The organism is Amycolatopsis mongoliensis, from assembly GCF_030285665.1.
In the GTDB taxonomy this organism is placed as follows: Bacteria; Actinomycetota; Actinomycetes; order Mycobacteriales; family Pseudonocardiaceae; genus Amycolatopsis; species Amycolatopsis mongoliensis.
Genome location: NZ_CP127295.1, coordinates 5,291,457 through 5,308,327, shown reverse-complemented (window position 1 = coordinate 5,308,327; position 16,871 = coordinate 5,291,457). Strand labels below are relative to the sequence as shown.

General features: G+C 70.6%; 18 protein-coding genes. 3 read left to right on the top strand and 15 right to left on the bottom strand.

Annotated features, from left to right (window positions below; all coding sequences use genetic code 11):
• Window positions 1-55: 55 nt before the first annotated feature.
• Complete coding sequence (locus QRX60_RS25910; protein ID WP_286003368.1) at window positions 56-1,297, bottom strand: aminotransferase class I/II-fold pyridoxal phosphate-dependent enzyme; 1,242 nt, start codon at window positions 1,295-1,297, stop codon at window positions 56-58.
• A gap of 63 nt (window positions 1,298-1,360) precedes the next feature.
• Between QRX60_RS25910 and QRX60_RS25905 the strand changes: the two genes are divergently transcribed.
• Entirely contained in the window at window positions 1,361-1,837 is a 477-nt protein-coding gene (locus QRX60_RS25905; protein WP_286003367.1) for a hypothetical protein, read from the top strand.
• Here QRX60_RS25905 and QRX60_RS25900 read toward each other — a convergent pair.
• The 13 genes from QRX60_RS25900 to QRX60_RS25840 form a co-directional block, all read right to left on the bottom strand.
• Window positions 1,834-2,316, bottom strand: coding sequence for a hypothetical protein (locus QRX60_RS25900; protein ID WP_286003366.1), 483 nt, complete (start codon window positions 2,314-2,316; stop codon window positions 1,834-1,836). The genes QRX60_RS25905 and QRX60_RS25900 overlap by 4 nt on opposite strands.
• Entirely contained in the window at window positions 2,313-2,795 is a 483-nt protein-coding gene (locus QRX60_RS25895) for a hypothetical protein (protein WP_286003365.1), read from the bottom strand. Before QRX60_RS25895 ends, QRX60_RS25900 begins: the two co-directional genes overlap by 4 nt.
• Window positions 2,792-4,027 carry an MCE family protein gene (locus QRX60_RS25890; RefSeq protein ID WP_286003364.1) on the bottom strand — a complete coding sequence of 412 codons (1,236 nt, stop codon included), beginning with the start codon at window positions 4,025-4,027 and terminating at the stop codon, window positions 2,792-2,794. The genes QRX60_RS25895 and QRX60_RS25890 overlap by 4 nt, the downstream gene beginning before the upstream one ends.
• Window positions 4,024-5,187, bottom strand: a complete 1,164-nt coding sequence (locus tag QRX60_RS25885) for an MCE family protein (RefSeq protein ID WP_286003363.1) — start codon at window positions 5,185-5,187, stop codon at window positions 4,024-4,026. The genes QRX60_RS25890 and QRX60_RS25885 overlap by 4 nt, the downstream gene beginning before the upstream one ends.
• Window positions 5,184-6,377 (bottom strand): MCE family protein, encoded by a 1,194-nt coding sequence (locus tag QRX60_RS25880; RefSeq protein ID WP_286003362.1) that lies wholly within the window; start codon window positions 6,375-6,377, stop codon window positions 5,184-5,186. Before QRX60_RS25880 ends, QRX60_RS25885 begins: the two co-directional genes overlap by 4 nt.
• Window positions 6,374-7,405, bottom strand: a complete 1,032-nt coding sequence (locus tag QRX60_RS25875) for an MlaD family protein (RefSeq protein WP_286003361.1) — start codon at window positions 7,403-7,405, stop codon at window positions 6,374-6,376. The genes QRX60_RS25880 and QRX60_RS25875 overlap by 4 nt, the downstream gene beginning before the upstream one ends.
• Window positions 7,402-8,439: an MCE family protein gene (locus QRX60_RS25870; RefSeq protein WP_286003360.1), complete on the bottom strand. Its 1,038-nt coding sequence runs from the start codon at window positions 8,437-8,439 to the stop codon at window positions 7,402-7,404. The genes QRX60_RS25875 and QRX60_RS25870 overlap by 4 nt, the downstream gene beginning before the upstream one ends.
• Complete coding sequence (locus QRX60_RS25865; protein ID WP_286003359.1) at window positions 8,436-9,770, bottom strand: MCE family protein; 1,335 nt, start codon at window positions 9,768-9,770, stop codon at window positions 8,436-8,438. The genes QRX60_RS25870 and QRX60_RS25865 overlap by 4 nt, the downstream gene beginning before the upstream one ends.
• Window positions 9,767-10,615 carry an MlaE family ABC transporter permease gene (locus QRX60_RS25860; RefSeq protein ID WP_286003358.1) on the bottom strand — a complete coding sequence of 283 codons (849 nt, stop codon included), beginning with the start codon at window positions 10,613-10,615 and terminating at the stop codon, window positions 9,767-9,769. The genes QRX60_RS25865 and QRX60_RS25860 overlap by 4 nt, the downstream gene beginning before the upstream one ends.
• Entirely contained in the window at window positions 10,615-11,403 is a 789-nt protein-coding gene (locus QRX60_RS25855; protein WP_086674213.1) for an MlaE family ABC transporter permease, read from the bottom strand. Before QRX60_RS25855 ends, QRX60_RS25860 begins: the two co-directional genes overlap by 1 nt.
• A gap of 88 nt (window positions 11,404-11,491) precedes the next feature.
• Complete coding sequence (locus tag QRX60_RS25850) at window positions 11,492-12,256, bottom strand: glucose 1-dehydrogenase (protein WP_286003357.1); 765 nt, start codon at window positions 12,254-12,256, stop codon at window positions 11,492-11,494.
• Window positions 12,253-13,110, bottom strand: coding sequence for a 3-oxoacyl-ACP reductase (locus QRX60_RS25845; protein WP_286003356.1), 858 nt, complete (start codon window positions 13,108-13,110; stop codon window positions 12,253-12,255). Before QRX60_RS25845 ends, QRX60_RS25850 begins: the two co-directional genes overlap by 4 nt.
• 82 nt (window positions 13,111-13,192) lie before the next feature.
• A complete protein-coding gene (locus QRX60_RS25840) occupies window positions 13,193-13,384 on the bottom strand; it encodes a ferredoxin (protein ID WP_286003355.1) in 192 nt (63 codons plus the stop codon).
• A gap of 70 nt (window positions 13,385-13,454) precedes the next feature.
• On the opposite strand from QRX60_RS25840, the gene QRX60_RS25835 reads away from it, so the two are divergent.
• Window positions 13,455-14,615, top strand: a complete 1,161-nt coding sequence (locus QRX60_RS25835) for an acyl-CoA dehydrogenase family protein (RefSeq protein ID WP_286003354.1) — start codon at window positions 13,455-13,457, stop codon at window positions 14,613-14,615.
• 9 nt (window positions 14,616-14,624) lie between these two features.
• Window positions 14,625-15,647 carry an acyl-CoA dehydrogenase family protein gene (locus tag QRX60_RS25830; protein ID WP_286003353.1) on the top strand — a complete coding sequence of 341 codons (1,023 nt, stop codon included), beginning with the start codon at window positions 14,625-14,627 and terminating at the stop codon, window positions 15,645-15,647.
• A gap of 95 nt (window positions 15,648-15,742) precedes the next feature.
• Here the strand turns inward: QRX60_RS25830 and QRX60_RS25825 are convergent, their stop codons facing one another.
• On the bottom strand, window positions 15,743-16,870 hold the full coding sequence (locus QRX60_RS25825; RefSeq protein ID WP_286003352.1) for a serine hydrolase domain-containing protein: 1,128 nt from the start codon (window positions 16,868-16,870) through the stop codon (window positions 15,743-15,745).
• Window position 16,871 lies beyond the last annotated feature (1 nt).

Here is a 16,871-nt window from a genome sequence, read left to right as displayed (position 1 = left end):
GGCCCCCGGCTCGGTCAAATCGGGAAAAAGTTCTTCCCCATTTCGTTTCCGCAGGTCAGGAGCGTTCGGCCGCGGCGAGCCGGACGCACACGGCCAGCGCGCGGACGGCCTCCTCGACGTCGGCGAGCACCGGGAACGTCGGCGCGATGCGGATGACCGCGTCGGCCGGGTCGTCGCCGTGCGGGTGGGTCGCCCCGGCGGGGGTCAGCGCGACGCCGGCTTCCTTCGCCAGCCGCACGACCTCCTTCGCGGTGCCCTCCGGCACGGTCAGCGACACGAAGTAGCCGCCGGTCGGCTTGGTCCAGGACGCGAGGTCCGACAGCTCCTCGGTGAGGATGCGGTCGACGGCCTCGAACTTCGGGCCGATGATCTCGGCGTGCTTGCGCATGTGCGCGCGGACGCCGTCCTCGTCCTTCAGGAAGAGGGCGTGCCGCAGCTGGTTGACCTTGTCCGGGCCGATGGTGCGCTTGCCGATGTTGCCGACCCACCAGGCGAGGTTGGCCACGGACGCGCCGAAGAAGCCGACACCGGCACCGGCGTAGGTGATCTTCGAGGTCGAACCGAAGACGAACACCCGGTCGGCGTGGCCGGCCTCGGTGGCCAGGGCCAGGATGTCGGCGAGCTCCGGCTCGTCGTCGGTCAGGTGGTGCACGGCGTAGGCGTTGTCCCAGAAGATCCGGAAGTCGGGCGCCGCGGTGGTCATGGTGGCGAGCCGCTTCACGACGTCGTCACCGAACGTGATGCCGGTGGGGTTGCTGTACTTCGGCACGCACCAGATGCCCTTGACCGCGCTGTCCTCGGCGACCAGCCGCTCGACGACGTCCATGTCGGGGCCCTGGTCGGTCATCGGCACCGGGATGAGCTCGATGCCGAAGCGCTCGGTGAGCGCGAAGTGGCGGTCGTAGCCCGGGACGGGCGCGAGGAACTTCAGGCTCGGCTCGTCGGCCCAGCGGCGCTCGGCGCCGGGGAGCTTGCTCAGCATCGCCTGGACGACGGCGTCGTGCATCAGCTCGAGGCTGGAGTTGCCCGCGGCGAGCAGCTGCTCGGCCGGGACCTGCAGGGCGCCCGCGAAGATGCGGCGCAGCTCCGGCAGGCCCTTGAGGCCGCCGTAGTTGCGGACGTCGGTGCCGTCCTCGGCCTTGAAGGTGCCGTCGCCCGGGAGGGTCAGCAGGCCGTTCGCGAGGTCGAGCTGCTGGGGCGAGGGCTTGCCACGGGTGATGTCGAGGGAGAGGCCTCGGTCGACCAGGGCCGCATAGTCTCGGCGGGCAGTGTCGACGTCGACGGAAGCAGTGGTCATGGCGTCAACGCTAAACCCGGCGTCGATACCATTTCGGGGCGGGTCCTGGCTAGGGTGGTTGGTGTGCACCTCGTCGTCCACGCCGACCAGCGGCAGTTCTCGATCCGGGATTCCTTCGCGCGGCTCGACGGCAGCGGCTGGACTTCCGAGGCCGTCGACCACCGGATCGGGGCGGAGCCCGGCGGCATCGCGATCGCCACGGCGCGTTCGGACCTGGTGGAGTCTTCGGTGACCCTGCTGCCCTCGGCGCCCGCTTTGCCGGCCGACGCGGAACACGTCGTGGAAGCGGATCTTCCGGTTCCGAGCGGGAAACTCGTGATTTCCGGACCCGCCGACTACCCGTCGCAGGAAAAGTTCTTTTCGGTGCTGCCCGGGCTCTACCGGGCACGGGTTTCGTACGTGCCCGCCGGACCGCCGGACACCGACTGGAACGACCACGAGTTCGGCGAGCACTACCGGTACGTGGTCGAGATGTGGCCGGTCGCGTCGGAGTCCGGTGTGGAGGTGCTGAGGCAGGGCGCGACGGTCTGGGACGGCTAGAGAGCCGTCAGCGTCGTGAGCTTCCAGTGGCCGTCGATCCGCTTGGCCGTCACCGCCAGCTGGGCCACCGACGACGACGGCGCTCCCCCGCCCTGGGTCACCGTCTGCTGGTCCAGGAACAACAGCAGCGAAGCGTCGTCGCCCACCAGCGTCCGCACCCCCACCGCCCGGACCGTCGTCGTCCGGACCAGCTTCTCCGCTGTCGCCCGGGTGCGGGCCGAAGCGAACTGGGCGCGGTACTGGCCGACCGCCTCCCCCGTCAGCACTTCCGATGCCGCCCGCTCGGTGCGGGCCAGGTTCGCGTAGTCGTACGAGAACACCGCCTTCACCGCGTCGCTCACCTCCGACGACACCGCCGAAGTCGCCGCCGGATCGACCAGCGCCTGGTTGTCGCCCGGGGACAGCGAAGCCGTCTCGATGCCGAACCACACCGCGAGGCCCAGCGCCACCACGATCACCGCCGCCGGCACTCGCCTCATGAGCCCGCCGCCTGGACTCCCGCGATCTTCCAGCCGTCCGGAGCGCGCGAAACGTCCACCGTGAGCCGGTTCAAGCGGGGTGTCACCGCCGCGCCGCCGGTCGACACCCGGACGTCCAGCACCGCCAAGAGACGCGCCGCCCCTCGGGAGACGTCGATCTCCGTCACCGCGGCCTGGACCAGCGACGCCGTCGAGACCGTCTTGGCCGTCGTCGCCCGGTCGATCTGCACCTGCCGATCGCCCGAAAGGTCCTTTCCGTACTGCCCGGTCGTCGCCGCGATCCAGCGGTCCACGTCCGCGCCCGCCGAGCGGTAGTCGATCGTGTTCAACGTGACCAGCTCCGGGCCCGCCGCCGCCAGCACCGCGTCGCGCTCCCGGCCACGAGCGGCCGAGTCGTCCGAAGCGGCCCGCCACCACGCGTAGCCGGCGCCCAAAGCCGCCAGCACGGAAAGCACCGCGGCGACGACCAAAACCTTCACGGCGCGCCCAGCAGCTTGCCGAGCCCACCCGCCGACGGCCCGGTCAGCAGGCTCAGCATCCCCGGCAGCTGGGCCTGCTGAGGTGCCGACGCGGTCTGCGAAGGGGCGGCCGGGATGGCCGGCGGCTTGCCCGCGTAGGGCGCGTTCTGCGAACCGCGGACCCCGGTCGGGCTGCCCGGCGGCTCGGCGCAGTACGCGTTCATGTTCACCGGCGCCTCGGTCTCGTCGTTCGCCGGACGCTGCTTCGTGCCTTCGTAGCCCTTCGTGCACGAAGCGGGGTCGAAGAAGTTCAGCACCACACCCAGGTGCCCGGTGCCGTCCGGCGACGTCGACGGCGAGAACGCCGAGATGATCGGGTACGCCACCAGCAGCTCCTCGATGGCGTCCTTGCGCGACGTCGTGATCTGCGCGGTGGTCAGCAGGTTGGCGAACAGCACGCCGAGGTCCGTACCGGACGCGGCGAGTACGTCGCTGATCTGCCGGCTCAGCTGCGGCGCCTGCGCGATCACCCGCCGCAGGTCCGGGTCGGACGTCTTGAGCTGCCCCGCGATCGTCTTCAACCCGCTCGCGAAGTCGGTGATGTTCGCCGCCTGCCGCTCCTGCGTGTCCAGCACGATCCGGGAATTCGCCAGCAGGCCTTGCGTCTGCGGGATGTACTGCGTGGCCACGGACGTCAGCGAGCTCGTGCTGTCCAGGAGCTGCTGCAGTTCCGGCCCCGCACCGGCGAACGCGTTGTACGTCTCGTCGACGACCGTCCGCAGCGAATCCGGGTGCACGCTCGCGACCAGGTCGTCGAGGTGGGTCAGCACGGTGTCCGGCGAGGGCGGCAGCGACGTCCGGTCCGCGGTGATCACCGACCCGTCCGTCAGGAACGGCCCGCCGTCGTGCTGCGGGAGCAGGTCGACGAACTGCTCCCCCACCGCCGACCGGTTCGCCACCTGCGCGTGCGCGTCGGCCGGGATGTCCGGGGCGCCGGAGTCGATGTCGAGCGCGACGTCGACACCGTGCTCGGTCAGCGTCATCCCGGTGACGCGCCCGACCGTGACCCCGCGGTAGGCGACCTCGGAGTTGACGAAGATGCCGCCGGAGTCGGTCAGCTGCGCGGTGACGACGTACCCGCGGCTGCCGAAGAGCCGGTCCAGCCCGGCGTACCGGCCGCCCGCGTAGACGACCGAGACCACCGCGATGACGACGAACGCGAACAGCTGGATGCGGACCTTGCGCGTGGTCATTTCCCGCCCCCGACCAGCCCGAGCAGGCCGCCCAGCAGCCCGGTGCCCCCGGTCTGCCCCGGCGACCCGAGGTCCGGCAGCGGCAACGGCGGCGCGACGGCCGGCTGGCCACCGCCGATCCCGTTCGGCAGCGCGATCGGCGGCTGCGACGAGTTCGTGAAGTTCTGGATGAGCGTGTCCAGGTCGAGGTTCACGTTCGCCTCGACGTTCGCGTAGTCGCCCTTGATCACGTTGCCCGCGTAGTCGGGGAACGGGTAGGTGAGCAGGATCTGCAGCGCGTTCGGCAGGTCGGACCCGGCCTCACCGAGCTTGGTCAGCGTCGGCTGCAGCGCCTTGAGGTTCGCGACGAGCTGGTCGCGGCTCTTCGTCACGGTGTCGGTGGCGACGCCGGAGAGCGTTTTCAGCGCGTTCAGCATGCCGACGAGCTGGTCACGCTGGTCGGTGACGATCTTCAGGCCCGGCGCGAGGTAGTCGAGCGCGTTCGACAGGTTCTGCGTCTGGCCCGTCAACGTCTTCGACAGCTTTCCGAGCCCGTCGATCGCGCGGAGGATTTCGGTCCGGTGCCCGTCCAGCTGGGTCGCCAGTTCGTCCACTCGCGACAGCAGCGCGCGGATCTCCGGCTCGTTGCCCGACAGCGCGTCGTTGAGCTCGTGACTGATCTTCTGGATCTGCTCGACGCCACCGCCGTTGAGCAGCAGGGAAAGCGCGCCGAGCACCTCCTCGACCTCGGGGTTGCGGTTGGTGCGCCCGAGCGGGATCTGCGCGCCGTCGGCGAGCTTCCCGGTGGCCGGCTCGGCGGTGGGCACGCTCAGCTCGACGAACTTCTCACCCAGCAGCGAAGACTGCTTCAGTTCGGCGTGGGCGTTCGCGGGCAGCGCGATGTCGCCGTTGACGGTCATCGCGACCAGCGCGGACCGCGTGTCCGGCGTCAGGGTGATCTTGTCGACCCGCCCGACCGCGACGTCGTTGACCTTGACGCTGGACTGCGGCACCAGGTCGAGCACATCGGTGAACAGCGCGGTGACGCGGTAGGGGTGGTCACCGACGTCGGCGCCGCCCGGCAGCGGCGTGCCGTAGAGGCCGTTGAACCCGCCGTCGCTGCAGCCGGCGAGCACGAGCACGCCGGCCAGCACCCCGGCGACCCGCTGCCGCCGCTTCACTTCGCACCTCCCGAAAGCTGCTCCATCACGTCGACGAGCGGGAGCGGCAGCGGCGGGAGGGTGCCGTTCTGCAGGGAGTTGAGCACCTGCGGGATCGTCGGCAGCTTCAACGCCCCGTCGAGCACCGGGGCGAGCTGCTTGCAGATGTTCCCCAGCGTGTCCGGGACCTCCTTCGGCGTGCCCGCGCTGATCAGCCGGCACACGGTGAGGATCGGCGGGTTGGTGAGCTCGTTGAGGTTGTCGCGGACGGCGATCGTGCCCGACGCCGCGTCGTAGGAGTTGATGAAGTTGGTGGCGCCGGTCGGCGCGATGTCGAGCACCTCGGCGAGCGAGGCCCGCTGGTCGACCAGCACCTTCGACAACGACGCCAGTTTGTCCACATTGGACTCCAGGGCGCCCTTGTTGTCGTTGACGAACTGCTGGACGTCGCCGAGCGCCCCGCCGAGGGACTGCAGCGCGGCCCCGACGTCGGAGGAGTCGGCGGCGAGGAACTGGCTGACGTCGGCGACGCGGCCGTAGAACTCGTTGAGCTGCTGGTCGCTCTGGGCCAGGGCGCCGGTGAAGGAGTTGAGGTTCTGCACGGTCGAGAACAGGTCGTCCTTCGAGCCGTCGAGGGTCTTGGCGAGGTCGGCGAGCCGCCCGACCGTCGAGTTCAGCGAAGCACCGTTGCCCTTCAACGTGTTCGCGGCGGTGTCCAGGACGCCGGACAGCGCGCCGTCCTTGTTGGCGCCGTTCGGACCGAGCGCCGTCGAGAGCTTGTCCAGGCTGGAGTACAGGTCGTCCAGCTCCACCGGCGTCGCCGTGCGGTCCTTCGCCAGCACCGTGCCGGTGGCCAGGGTCGGGCCGCTGTCGTAGGCCGGGGTCAGCTGGACGTACCGGTCGCTGACCAGGCTCGGCGCGACGACGACCGCGCCGACGTCGGCCGGCAGCTGCACGTCGTCGACGCGCATGTCCACGCGCACCGCGTCGCCCTGCGGCGTGACGCCGGTGACCTGCCCGACCGGCACGCCGAGCACCCGCACCGACGAGCCCGCGTAGAGCCCGACGGTCTTGCCGAAGTAGGCCGACAGCGTCGTGCCGGTGGAGGCGCGGAACACCAGCCACAGCCCGGCGGTGACGACCAGCGCCAGGACGCAGGCGAACGCCAGCCACGTCACCAGGCTGCGCCCGCGGTAGGTCCGGATGGTCATCGGCCGCCCACCCCCTGGTTCGGCGCCGCGATCGGCGGGGTGCAGCCTTCGGGGTTGATGTGCAGCCCGGCGGCGGTGATCGTCGGCGGCAGCAGCCCGCACAGGTAGCCCTCGAACCAGCGGCCGTTGCCGGTCGCGTTCGCGCCGACGCGGGCGAACGGCGCCATCAGCTTGAGGCTCTGGTCGAGGTTGCCCTGGTTGCGCTGCAGGATGTCGGTCACCTTCCCGAGCTTGTCCAGCGTCGGCTTGAGCTGCGCGCGGTTGTCCGCGACGAGCCCGGACAGCTGCTGCGAGAGCTGCTGGGTGCCGGTGAGCAGCGCGTGGATCGCGGTCTTGCGGTTCTGCAGCTCGGTGAGCAGCAGGTTGCCGTCGCTGATCACGCGCTGCAGCTGGGCGTTGCGGTCGGAGAGCGTCTTCGACACCTGGCTGGTGTTCGCCAGCAGCGTGTGCAGGTCGTTGTCGCGGGAGGACACGGTCTTGGCCAGCGAGGACAGGCCGGTCAGCGTGTCCTTGAGGTACTGCGGGCTGTCCTTGAGGCTGTCGGAAAGGGCGTTGAAGCTGTCCGCGAGCTGTTTCGTGTCGATGTCGCCGACCGTCGTCGACAGCTGCTCGAAGGCGTCCTGCAGCTGGAACGGCGTGCGCGTGCGGGCCTGCGGGATCGTCGCGTCCGGTTCCTGGGCGCCGCCGCCCTTCGGGTCGAGCGCGAGGTACTTCTCCCCCAGCAGCGTCTTGATCTCGATGGACGCGGTGGTCGCGTCGCCGACCCGGACGTCCTTGACGCGGAACTTGACCAGCACCTGCTTGCCTTTGAGCGTCACGGACGACACCGTGCCGACCTTCACCCCGGCGACCTCGACCTCGTTGTCCGGCGCCAGCCCGGCGGACTCGCCGAAGTACGCCGAGTACGTCGTGCCGTTGCCGAAGAACGGGAGCTGGTCGGAGAAGTACGTCGTGGCCGTGACGAGCACGATCAGCACGAGCGCGACCGCGCCGACCGCGGCCTGGTTGCGTTCCTTCAGCGGTTTCACGGACCACACCTCTCCGCGCGCTGGGTGCCCGGGATCGGGATGATCGGCAACGTGATGTCGAGCGACGAAATGCCGATGGTGCCGGTGATCCCGCACAGGTAGTAGTTGAACCAGCTGCCGTAGCTCAGGGTCCGGGTGAACTTCTGCAGGTTGCCCGGCAGCACTTCGAGCAGGTGGTTGAGCAGCACGCCCGAGTCGCCGAGGTGCTGCGACAGCACGCCGAGCTGCGCGACGTCGTCCTTGAGCGCCGGGCGCGCGTCGGCGAGCAGGCCCGTCGTGGACACCGCGAGGTCGCCGAGCGCGCTGACCGCGTCGCCGATCGGCTTGCGCTGCTCGGCCAGCCCGCTGACGAGCTTCTGGGTCTGCTCGATGAGGTCGCCGAGCTGCGGGCCGTGGGCGTTGACCGTGCCGAGCACGGTGTTGAGGTTCGCGATGACCTGCCCGATCACCTGGTCCTTGCTCGCGATCGCGGTGGTGAGCGACGCGGTGTGCTGCAGCAGGCTGGTGATCGTGCCGCCCTCGCCCTGGAAGACGCTGATGATCTCGGCCGAGAGCTGGTTGACGTCCTTCGGGCTCAAGGCCTTGAACAGCGGCTTGAAGCCGTTGAACAGCACGGTGAGGTTCAGCGCGGGCTTGGTGCGCTCGGGCGGGATCGTGCCGCCGTCCGCGAGTGCCCGGTCGCCCGGGACGTCGGTGCCGAGCGCGAGGTAGCGCTGGCCGACGAGGTTGCGGTACTTGATCGTCGCGGTCACCGTCTCCGGCAGCCGGTAGGTGTGCTCGACGTCGAAGCGCACCTGGGCGAGGTTCTGCTCGCCTTCGACGACCTCGATCGAGTCGACCTGGCCGACCTTGACCCCGGCGATGCGGACGTCGTCGCCTTCCTTGAGGCCGGACGCGTCGGTGAACTTCGCCAGGTAGCCGGAGGTCTCGCCGAAGTTGGTGTTCGCGATGGTGGCCGCGAGGACGCCGGTGAGCAGCACGGTGACGACGGCGAACACCGCGAGCTTCACCAGGGACGGGACGAAACTCCTCACTTCAGCTCCACCTCCGCCCCGCGGTAGAGCGGCCCCACGATCAGGCCCGCCCAGCCCGGCACGTCGCCGGGTGACGTCCCGAGCGCGGGCGAGGCGAGCAGGTCGATCAGGTCCCGCTCGTAGGACGAGCCGACGATCGTTCCGTCACCGCCGACGGCACCGCCGCCCGCGGTGACCGGGCCGGGCAGCTCGCCGCCCGGCGACTTCGGCGGCGCGGGCTTGCTCGAGCCGTCCTTGATCGCGCCGTCGGGCGGGTACTGCGGCCAGACCCCGGGGTGCGGCACGCTCGGGTAGCAGCGCGGGCCGCGTTTGTCCTCGTACTTCGGTTCGTCGACGCCGGGGAGGTACTTGCCGCGGCTGGCGGCGAACTCGATGGTGACCCGGCTGACCTCGGGGTGCGCGGTGCCCTTGCCGAAGGCCAGCTCCGCCCGCGGCACCGACTCGGCGAGCTGCCGCATCAAGCACGGGTACTCGGGCGCGTACTTGGCGAGCACGTCAAGCGTCGGCTGGACCGCGGTGGTGAGCCGGATCAGGTTGTCCTTGTTGACCTGCAGGAAGCCGGTCAGGTCCACCGAAGCCGCGGTGACGGTGGCGTAGAGGTCGGTCAGCTGCGCGCGCTGGTCGACGATCGTCCGGCTGGTCGTCGTGAGGTCGGACAGCGCCTGCAGCAGGTCCGGCGCCGCCTTGTCGTAGGTGTCCGCGACGTTCGCGAGCCCGGTGATGTCGGCCTTGACGTCCGGCAGCGACGGGTTGAGCTTGCCGAGGTAGTCGGACAGCTGCACGAGGGTCTGGCCGAGCTGCTTGCCGCGGCCCTCGAGCGCGGTCGACACCGCCGTCAGCGTGCTCGACAGCTTTTCCGGCTGCACGGCCTGCAGCAGCGGCATCACGTCGTCGAGCACCTTCTGCAGCTCGATCGCCGTGCTGCTGCGGTCCTGCGGGATGACGTCGCCGGCCTTGATCGGGCCTTGCGATGTCTCGGGGAGCTGCAGCGAGACGTACCGCTCGCCGAAGAGCGTCTTGGGCAGCAGCCGCGCCGAGACGTTCCTCGGGATCACGTTCGTCTTGTCCGGGTCGAGCGCCAGCTCCAGCTCGGCGTGGTCGCCCTTGGCCAGCACCGAGCGGACCTCGCCGACGAGCATGCCGCGGACCTTGACGTCGCCGCCGGTGCGCAGCTGGCTGCCGACCCGGTCGGTCTCCAGCTTCACCAGCGTCACCGGGGTGAAGGCCTTGTGGTAGACGGCGAGCGTGGACGCGATGAACAGCGCGGCCACGAGCAGGAAGGCCAGCCCCAGCACCTGGTACCGGAGCCGCTGCCAGAGCTCGCGCCTCATCCGGAGATCCTCACCGTGGTGTTCGCGCCCCAGATCGCCAGGCTGAGGAAGAAGTCCAGCACCGAGATCAGCACGATCGACGTCCGCACCGCGCGGCCGACCGCCACGCCGACGCCCGCCGGGCCGCCGCTGGCGGTGAAGCCGTAGTAGCAATGGGAAAGGATCACGAGCACGCTGAACACGATCACCTTCCCGAACGACCACAGGACGTCGCCGGGCGGCAAGAAGAGCGTGAAGTAGTGGTCGTAGGTGCCCGCGGACTGGCCGTAGAGCCAGATGGTGATCTGCCGGGACGCGAGGTAGCTCGAAAGCAGGCCGACCGCGTACAGCGGGATCACCGCGGCGACGCCGGCGAGCACGCGCGTCGTCACCAGGTACGGCATGCTCGGCACGCCCATGACTTCGAGCGCGTCGATCTCCTCGGAGATCCGCATCGCGCCGAGCTGGGCGGTGAAGCCGCAGCCGACGGTCGCGCTCAGGGCGAGCCCGGCCGAGAGCGGCGCGACCTCGCGGGTGTTGAAGTAGGCGGAGATGAACCCGGTCAGTGCGGCGGTGCCGAGCTGGTTCAACGCGGAGTACCCCTGGAGACCGACGATGAGGCCGGTGAACAGCGTCATCCCGATCATCACGCCGAGCGTGCCGCCGATGACGGCGAGGCCGCCGGTGCCGAAGCAGACCTCGGTGAGCAGCCGCAGCGTTTCCCGGCTGTAGCGGCGGATCGTGCGCGGCGACCAGGCGAGCGCCTTCGCGGCGAACGCGAGCTGCTTGCCCAGGCCTTCCAGGCTCTGCCCCGGGCGCGCGATGTACTCGAGCGTCCGGTTGTCGTCCAGGGGCTCCGCCGTCATCACATGGCCTTCGGCGGGACGATCCGCAGGTAGATCGCGGTGAGCACGACGTTGATGAGGAACAGCAGCAGGAACGTGATGACCACGGCCTGGTTGACGGCGTCGCCGACGCCCTTCGGCCCGGGCGGCGGGTTCAGCCCGCGGAACGCGGCGACGACCCCGGCGACGAAGCCGTACAGCAGCGCCTTGATCTCGCTGACCCAGAGGTCCGGGACCTGGGCCAGCGCGTTGAAGCTGGCCAGGTAGGCGCCGGGCGTGCCGCCCTGGAGAACGACGTTGAAGAAGTAGCCGCCGAGCACGCCGACGACGCTGACCAAGCCGTTCAGCAGCACCGAAACGACCATCGCGGCGAGCACGCGCGGCACGATCAGGCGCTGGATCGGGTTGACGCCGAGGACCTCCATGGCGTCGATCTCTTCGCGGATCTTGCGCGCGCCGATGTCCGCGCAGACCGCGCTGCCGCCGGCGCCCGCGACGAGCAGCGCGGTGATCAGCGGGCTGGCCTGCTGCACGATGGCCAGCGCGCTGGCCGCGCCGGTGAACGACTGCGCGCCGATCTGCGCGGTCAGCGAGCCGAGCTGCAACGCGATCACCGCGCCGAACGGGATGGCCACCAGCGCGGTCGGCAGGATCGTGACACTGGCGAAGAACCAGCACTGCTGGATCCACTCGCGGGCCTGGAAGGGGCGCTTGAAGATCGCGCGCAGGACCTCCCACGAGAGCGTCGCGAGGCGCCCCACCTGGGTCAGCGCCGCGGTTCCCGGGAGCGTGCCCGTGCTCTCGCTCACCACACCTCCCAGTAGGTCGTCGCTGACCTCCGAGTGTTCTCCATACCCGGTGCCCGATTTTCGTTAGCGGTGTTAACTGATCTCCCGGTCAGAAACTGAGGTTGAGGGCGTGCGACGCCGTGGCGCCACCGTCCGCGACGAACTCCGCTCCCGTGCAGTACGCGCTTTCGTCGCTGGCCAGGAACAGCACCAGCTTCGCGACGTCCTCGGGCTGCCCGACGCGGCCGAGCGCGACCTTCTTCCCCACGTACGACATGTCGACTTTCTGCCCGCCCGCGGCGGTCTCGACCATCTGCGTGTCGATCGCGCCGGGGTGGACCGAGTTGACCCGGATGTGCTTCTTCCCGAGCTCCATCGCCGCGACCTTGGTCATCCCGCGGATCGCGAACTTGCTCGCGGTGTAGGCGACGAGGTAGGGCATCCCGGCCAGTCCCTCCACAGAGGACACGTTGACGATGGAGCCACCGCCGGCGGCGGTCATCGGTTCAACGACCGAGCGCATCCCGAGAAACGCCCCGATCTGGTTCACCCGGATGACGCGCTCGTAATCGGCCAGCTTCGTCTTGCCGAGCTCGGAGAAATGGAGGATCCCCGCGTTGTTGACCAGCACGTTCGGCGCGCCGAACTCCGTGGTCACGCGTTCGACCGCGGTCACCCAGCCGTCCTCGTCGCCGACGTCGAGGTGCTGGTAGACGGCCTGCTCCCCGAGCTCGGCGGCGAGCTGCTTGCCCTCGTCGTCGAGGATGTCGGCGATCAGCACCTTCGCGCCTTCGGCGACGAACGCGCGCGCGGCGGCGGCGCCCTGGCCGCGTGCGGCGCCGGTGATCAGGGCGATCTTCCCGTCCAGCCTCATGACTCTCCCAGGATCTCGGTGGCGGCGAACATCCGGCCGGGGTCGCGTTCGGCGAAGAACGCGCTGACCGACGTCTCGAGCTCGTCGAGGCGCCAGCGCTGCTCGATCCGCGGGGCCCCGACCAGGGCGACCGTGCCGCCGTGGACGACGAACACCTGGCCGTTGACGTGCTCGGCCGCGGGCGAGGCGAGGTAGGCGACGAAGGGGGCGACGTGCTCGACCGAGAGCGGATCGGAGCCCTCGGCGGGAGGAGCCCCGAACACGCCCTCGGTCATCGCCGTCCGCGCGCGAGGGCAGATCGCGTTCGCGCGGACGCCGTACTTGGCCAGGCCGCGGGCGGCCGACATGGTGAGCGCGGTGATGCCGGCCTTCGCCGCGGCGTAGTTGGGCTGGCCCGGCGAGCCGATGAGGAACGCCTCGGACGCGGTGTTGACCAGCCGCCCGTACACCGGCCGTCCGTCTTCTTTGGACTTGTCACGCCAGTACTTGGCGGCGTTGCGGGACAACAGGAAGTGGCCGCGCAGGTGGACGCGCAGGACGGTGTCCCAGTCGTCGTCCGACATCGAGAACAGCATCTTGTCGCGCAGCACGCCCGCGTTGTTGACCACGATGTCGAGCCCGCCGAGGTCGAGCGCGGCGGCCACGAGGGCGTCCGCCGTGGCCCGCTCCCCGACGTCGCCGGCGACCGCGACGGCCTTCCCGCCGGCGGCTTCGATCTCTTCGACGACGTCCTTCGGCTCGCCGATGTCGTTGACGACGACGGTGGCGCCCTGCCCGGCCAGGGCGAGCGCTTCCGCCCGTCCCAGCCCCGCGGCGGCGCCCGTGACGATCGCTGTCCTGCCGGTCAGGCTCACGCGAGGCCTCCTCGTCGAGTCCGGTGATCGGGCCTACAGTAGAATCTGTTCTCGTCGAGAGCAAGCCCCTGAGTAAACACCGCTAACCGGCTATGAACAGGGCGTTCTTAGGGCAGCTTTTTACAGCATCTGTAACATGTTCTATCTGATCTTCCGGCACCGGGCCCGGCTGGATGACGAGTTCTTCGTCGTCGTCCAGGTCGAAGACGTCCGGCGCGAGCCCCACGCACACCGCGTTCGCTTCGCAGAGCGAACGGTCGACCCCGATCTCCATGCTTCCTCCGCCGCGTGAGTCCTGGTACAACTAGAACAGGTTCTACTATAACGCCGGATCGAGGTGACGGGTGCGGATCGACTACACACCGGAGCAGCGGGCACTGGCCGCGGAGCTCCGGGAGTACTTCGCCGAGCTGATGACGCCCGAGCGGCGGGAAAGCCTCCGCGCGGGCGACGAGTACGGCGACGGCGTGGCGTACAAGGAGATCGTCCGGCAGCTGGGCAAGGACGGCTGGCTGGCGCTCGGCTGGCCGAAGGAGTACGGCGGGCAGGGCCGGCCGATGCTCGACCAGCTCATCTTCACCGACGAAGCGGCCATCGCCGGGGTGCCGGTCCCGTTCCTGACGGTGAACACCGTCGGGCCGACCATCATGCGGTACGGCACCGACGAGCAGAAGGCGTTCTACCTGCCGAAGATCGCCGCGGGCGAGCTGCACTTCTCGATCGGCTACTCCGAGCCGGAGGCCGGCACCGACCTCGCGTCGCTGCGGACGCGCGCGGTGCGCGACGGCGACGAGTACGTCGTCACCGGGCAGAAGATGTGGACCAGCTTGATCGAGTACGCCGACTACGTGTGGCTCGCCGTCCGCACCGATCCCGGCGCGAAGAAGCACCGCGGCCTGTCGATCCTGATCGTGCCGACGTCGTCTCCCGGGTTTTCGTGGACCAAGGTGCGCACGGTCGCGGGCGCCGGGACGAGCGCGACGTACTACGACGGCGTGCGCGTGCCCGTGTCGGCGCGGGTCGCCGAGGAGAACGCGGGCTGGCCGCTGATCACCAACCAGCTCAACCACGAGCGCGTCGCGCTGACCTCGTCGGCGCCCGTCCGCAAGGCCCTCGCCGACGTTCTGACGTGGGCGAAGGAGACCGGCGCCCTCGAGCAGGAATGGGTGCGGCTGCACCTCGCGCGGGTGCACGCCGGCGCGGAGTACCTGAAGCTGCGGAACTGGCGGATCGCCTGGGCGGCCGCGGCGAGCGAGCTCGGCCCGGCGGAGGCGTCGGCGACGAAGGTGTACGGCACGGAGTTCGCGATCGAGGCCTACCGCCTGCTGATGGAGGTGCTGGGCGCGGCCGCCGTCGTCCGCGACGGCTCGCCGGGCGCGCTGCTGGCCGGGCGGATCGAGCGGCTGCACCGGTCGGCGCTGATCCTCACCTTCGGCGGCGGCACGAACGAGATCCAGCGGGACATGATCGCCGCGACCGCCCTCGGCCTGCCCGTCACGCGCTAGGAGCGTCTCATGGACTTCACCCCTTCCGAGGCGTCGGCCGACCTGGCGGCGCTGACCCGGCGGATCCTGGCCGACAAGGTCACCCACGACCCGCACGGCACCGGCGGCTTCGACGCTCCACTGTGGACGGCGCTGGGCCAGGCGGGCGTGCTCGACGCGGCCCTGCCGTCGTCACTGGGCGGCGGCGGGTTCGGCCTGCTGGAGCAGTGCGCGGTGCTCACCGAGATCGGCCGCGCGGTGGCGGCGGTCCCCTACCTGACCTCGATCACGATGGCGGCGTCGGCGCTGGCCGAGTTCGGCACGCCGCAGCTGATCGACCGCTGGGTGCTGCCGGTGCTGCGGGGAGAACGTGTTCTAGCGGTGGCGCTGGCCGGCTTCACGGCCGCGGACGGCCGCGTGTCCGGCACCCGGTCCGCGGTGGCGTTCGGCGCCTTCGCCCACGGCTTTCTCGTGGCCGCGTCCGACGAGGTCTTCCTGGTCGACGCTTCGGCACCCGGCGTGACGGTGCGGCCGCAGCAGACGACCGACCACGCGGACGCGGCGCTGCTCGAGCTGACGGACGTCCCCGGCGTATCGCTGGGCGACATCGGCGAATGGCTGCGCCTGCGCGGGACGGCCGGGGTGTGCGCGCAGCAGCTCGGCGTGGTCGAGCGGGCGCTGGAGCTGACGGCGGCGTACGCGGCCGAGCGCAGGCAGTTCGACCACGTGATCGGCGGGTTCCAAGCGGTCCGCCAGCGCCTCGCGGACGCGTACGTCGACGTGGAGGCCGTGCGGTTGACGTCGCTGCAGGCGGCGTGGCGGCTGGCCTCGGGTCTCCCGTCGGCGGAAGCGGTGGCCACGGCGAAGTTCTGGGCGGCCGAGGCGGGCCACCGGGTGGCGCACACGACGGTCCACGTCCACGGCGGCGTCGGCATCGACGTCGACCACGTGGTGCACCGGTACTTCGTGGCGGCGAAACGCCTGGAGTTCCTGCTCGGCCCGGCAACCTCGCAGCTCCTGGCCCTGGGCGAGGAGCTGGCGGCGGACGCCTGATGTACCCAGCCGGTCGGCTCACGTACCCCGACAGCCGGCTCACCGGCCGACCCTCCAGGTACGCGAGCCGACCCTCCGGGTACGCCGGGGTCTCGCTACTTCGCGGCGTAGGTCCAGAACTCGCGCATCAGCGGAGTCGGTTCCGGGGCCGTCATCTCTACCTGCGTCAGCAGGACCGTGACCGTGCCCGTCGCCGGGAGCAGGTGCCAGGCCGTGCCCGCGCCGCCGACCCAGCCGTAGCGGCCCGGCACCTCCCAGGGTTCCTTCGCCTCGACGTCGACCGAGCCGCCGTACCCCCAGCCCTGGCCGTGCAGGAACACCCGTCCGGCCTCGCGCTGGGCCGGCGTCAGGTGGTCGGTGGTCATCCGGTGCACCGACTCCGGCGTCAGCAGCCGGTGGTCGCCGACCGTGCCTTCGGCCAGCAGGAACCGGGCGAACGCGAGCAGGTCGTCGGCCGTCGAAACCAGGCCCGCGGCGCCCGACGGGAACGGTGGTGCGACGCTCCAGCGGCCTTCCGGCGAGTCGATCAGCCGCAGTCCCGCCGCCCCGGGCCGGTAGGCGCTGGTGAACCGGCCCAGCGCCGCGGTCGGCACGGCGAACCCGGTGTCGGCCATGCCCAGCGGCTCGAACAGCCGTTCCGCCAGGAACTCCGGCAGCGACCGGCCCGACACCCGCGCGATGAGCACGCCCTGGATGTCCGAACCGGTGTCGTAGAGCCACGCCTCCCCCGGCTGGTGCAGCAGCGGGACCTGCGCCAGCGCGGCCGTCCACGCGTCCGGCGGCAGGGCCCGCGGTGCCGCCGCCGGGTGGCCCAGCACCTGCAGCAGCAGGTCGACCGCGGGCAGCGTCATGTCCGCCGCGAGGCCGTACCCGCAGCGGAAGGTGAGCAGGTCGGCCACCGTGATCGGGCGGACGGCGGGCACGACGTCGTCGACCGGCCCGGCCGGCGTCCGCACGACCACCGGCGACGCCAGCTCCGGCAGCCACCGCGCGATCGGGTCGTCGAGCGCGAGTTCGCCGTCGTCGACGAGCAGCATGACCGCCGCGGCCACGATCGGTTTGGTCAGCGACGCGATGCGGAACAGCGAGTCCCGCGCCATCGGCACGATGCCCTCGGCGTCGGCCGAACCCACCGCCGCCGCCTCGATCTGGTCGCCGTGCGCGACGAGCGCCACCGCGCCGGGCAGGTCCGCGGCGTGCTGCTTCAGCAGTTCGGTCAGCACG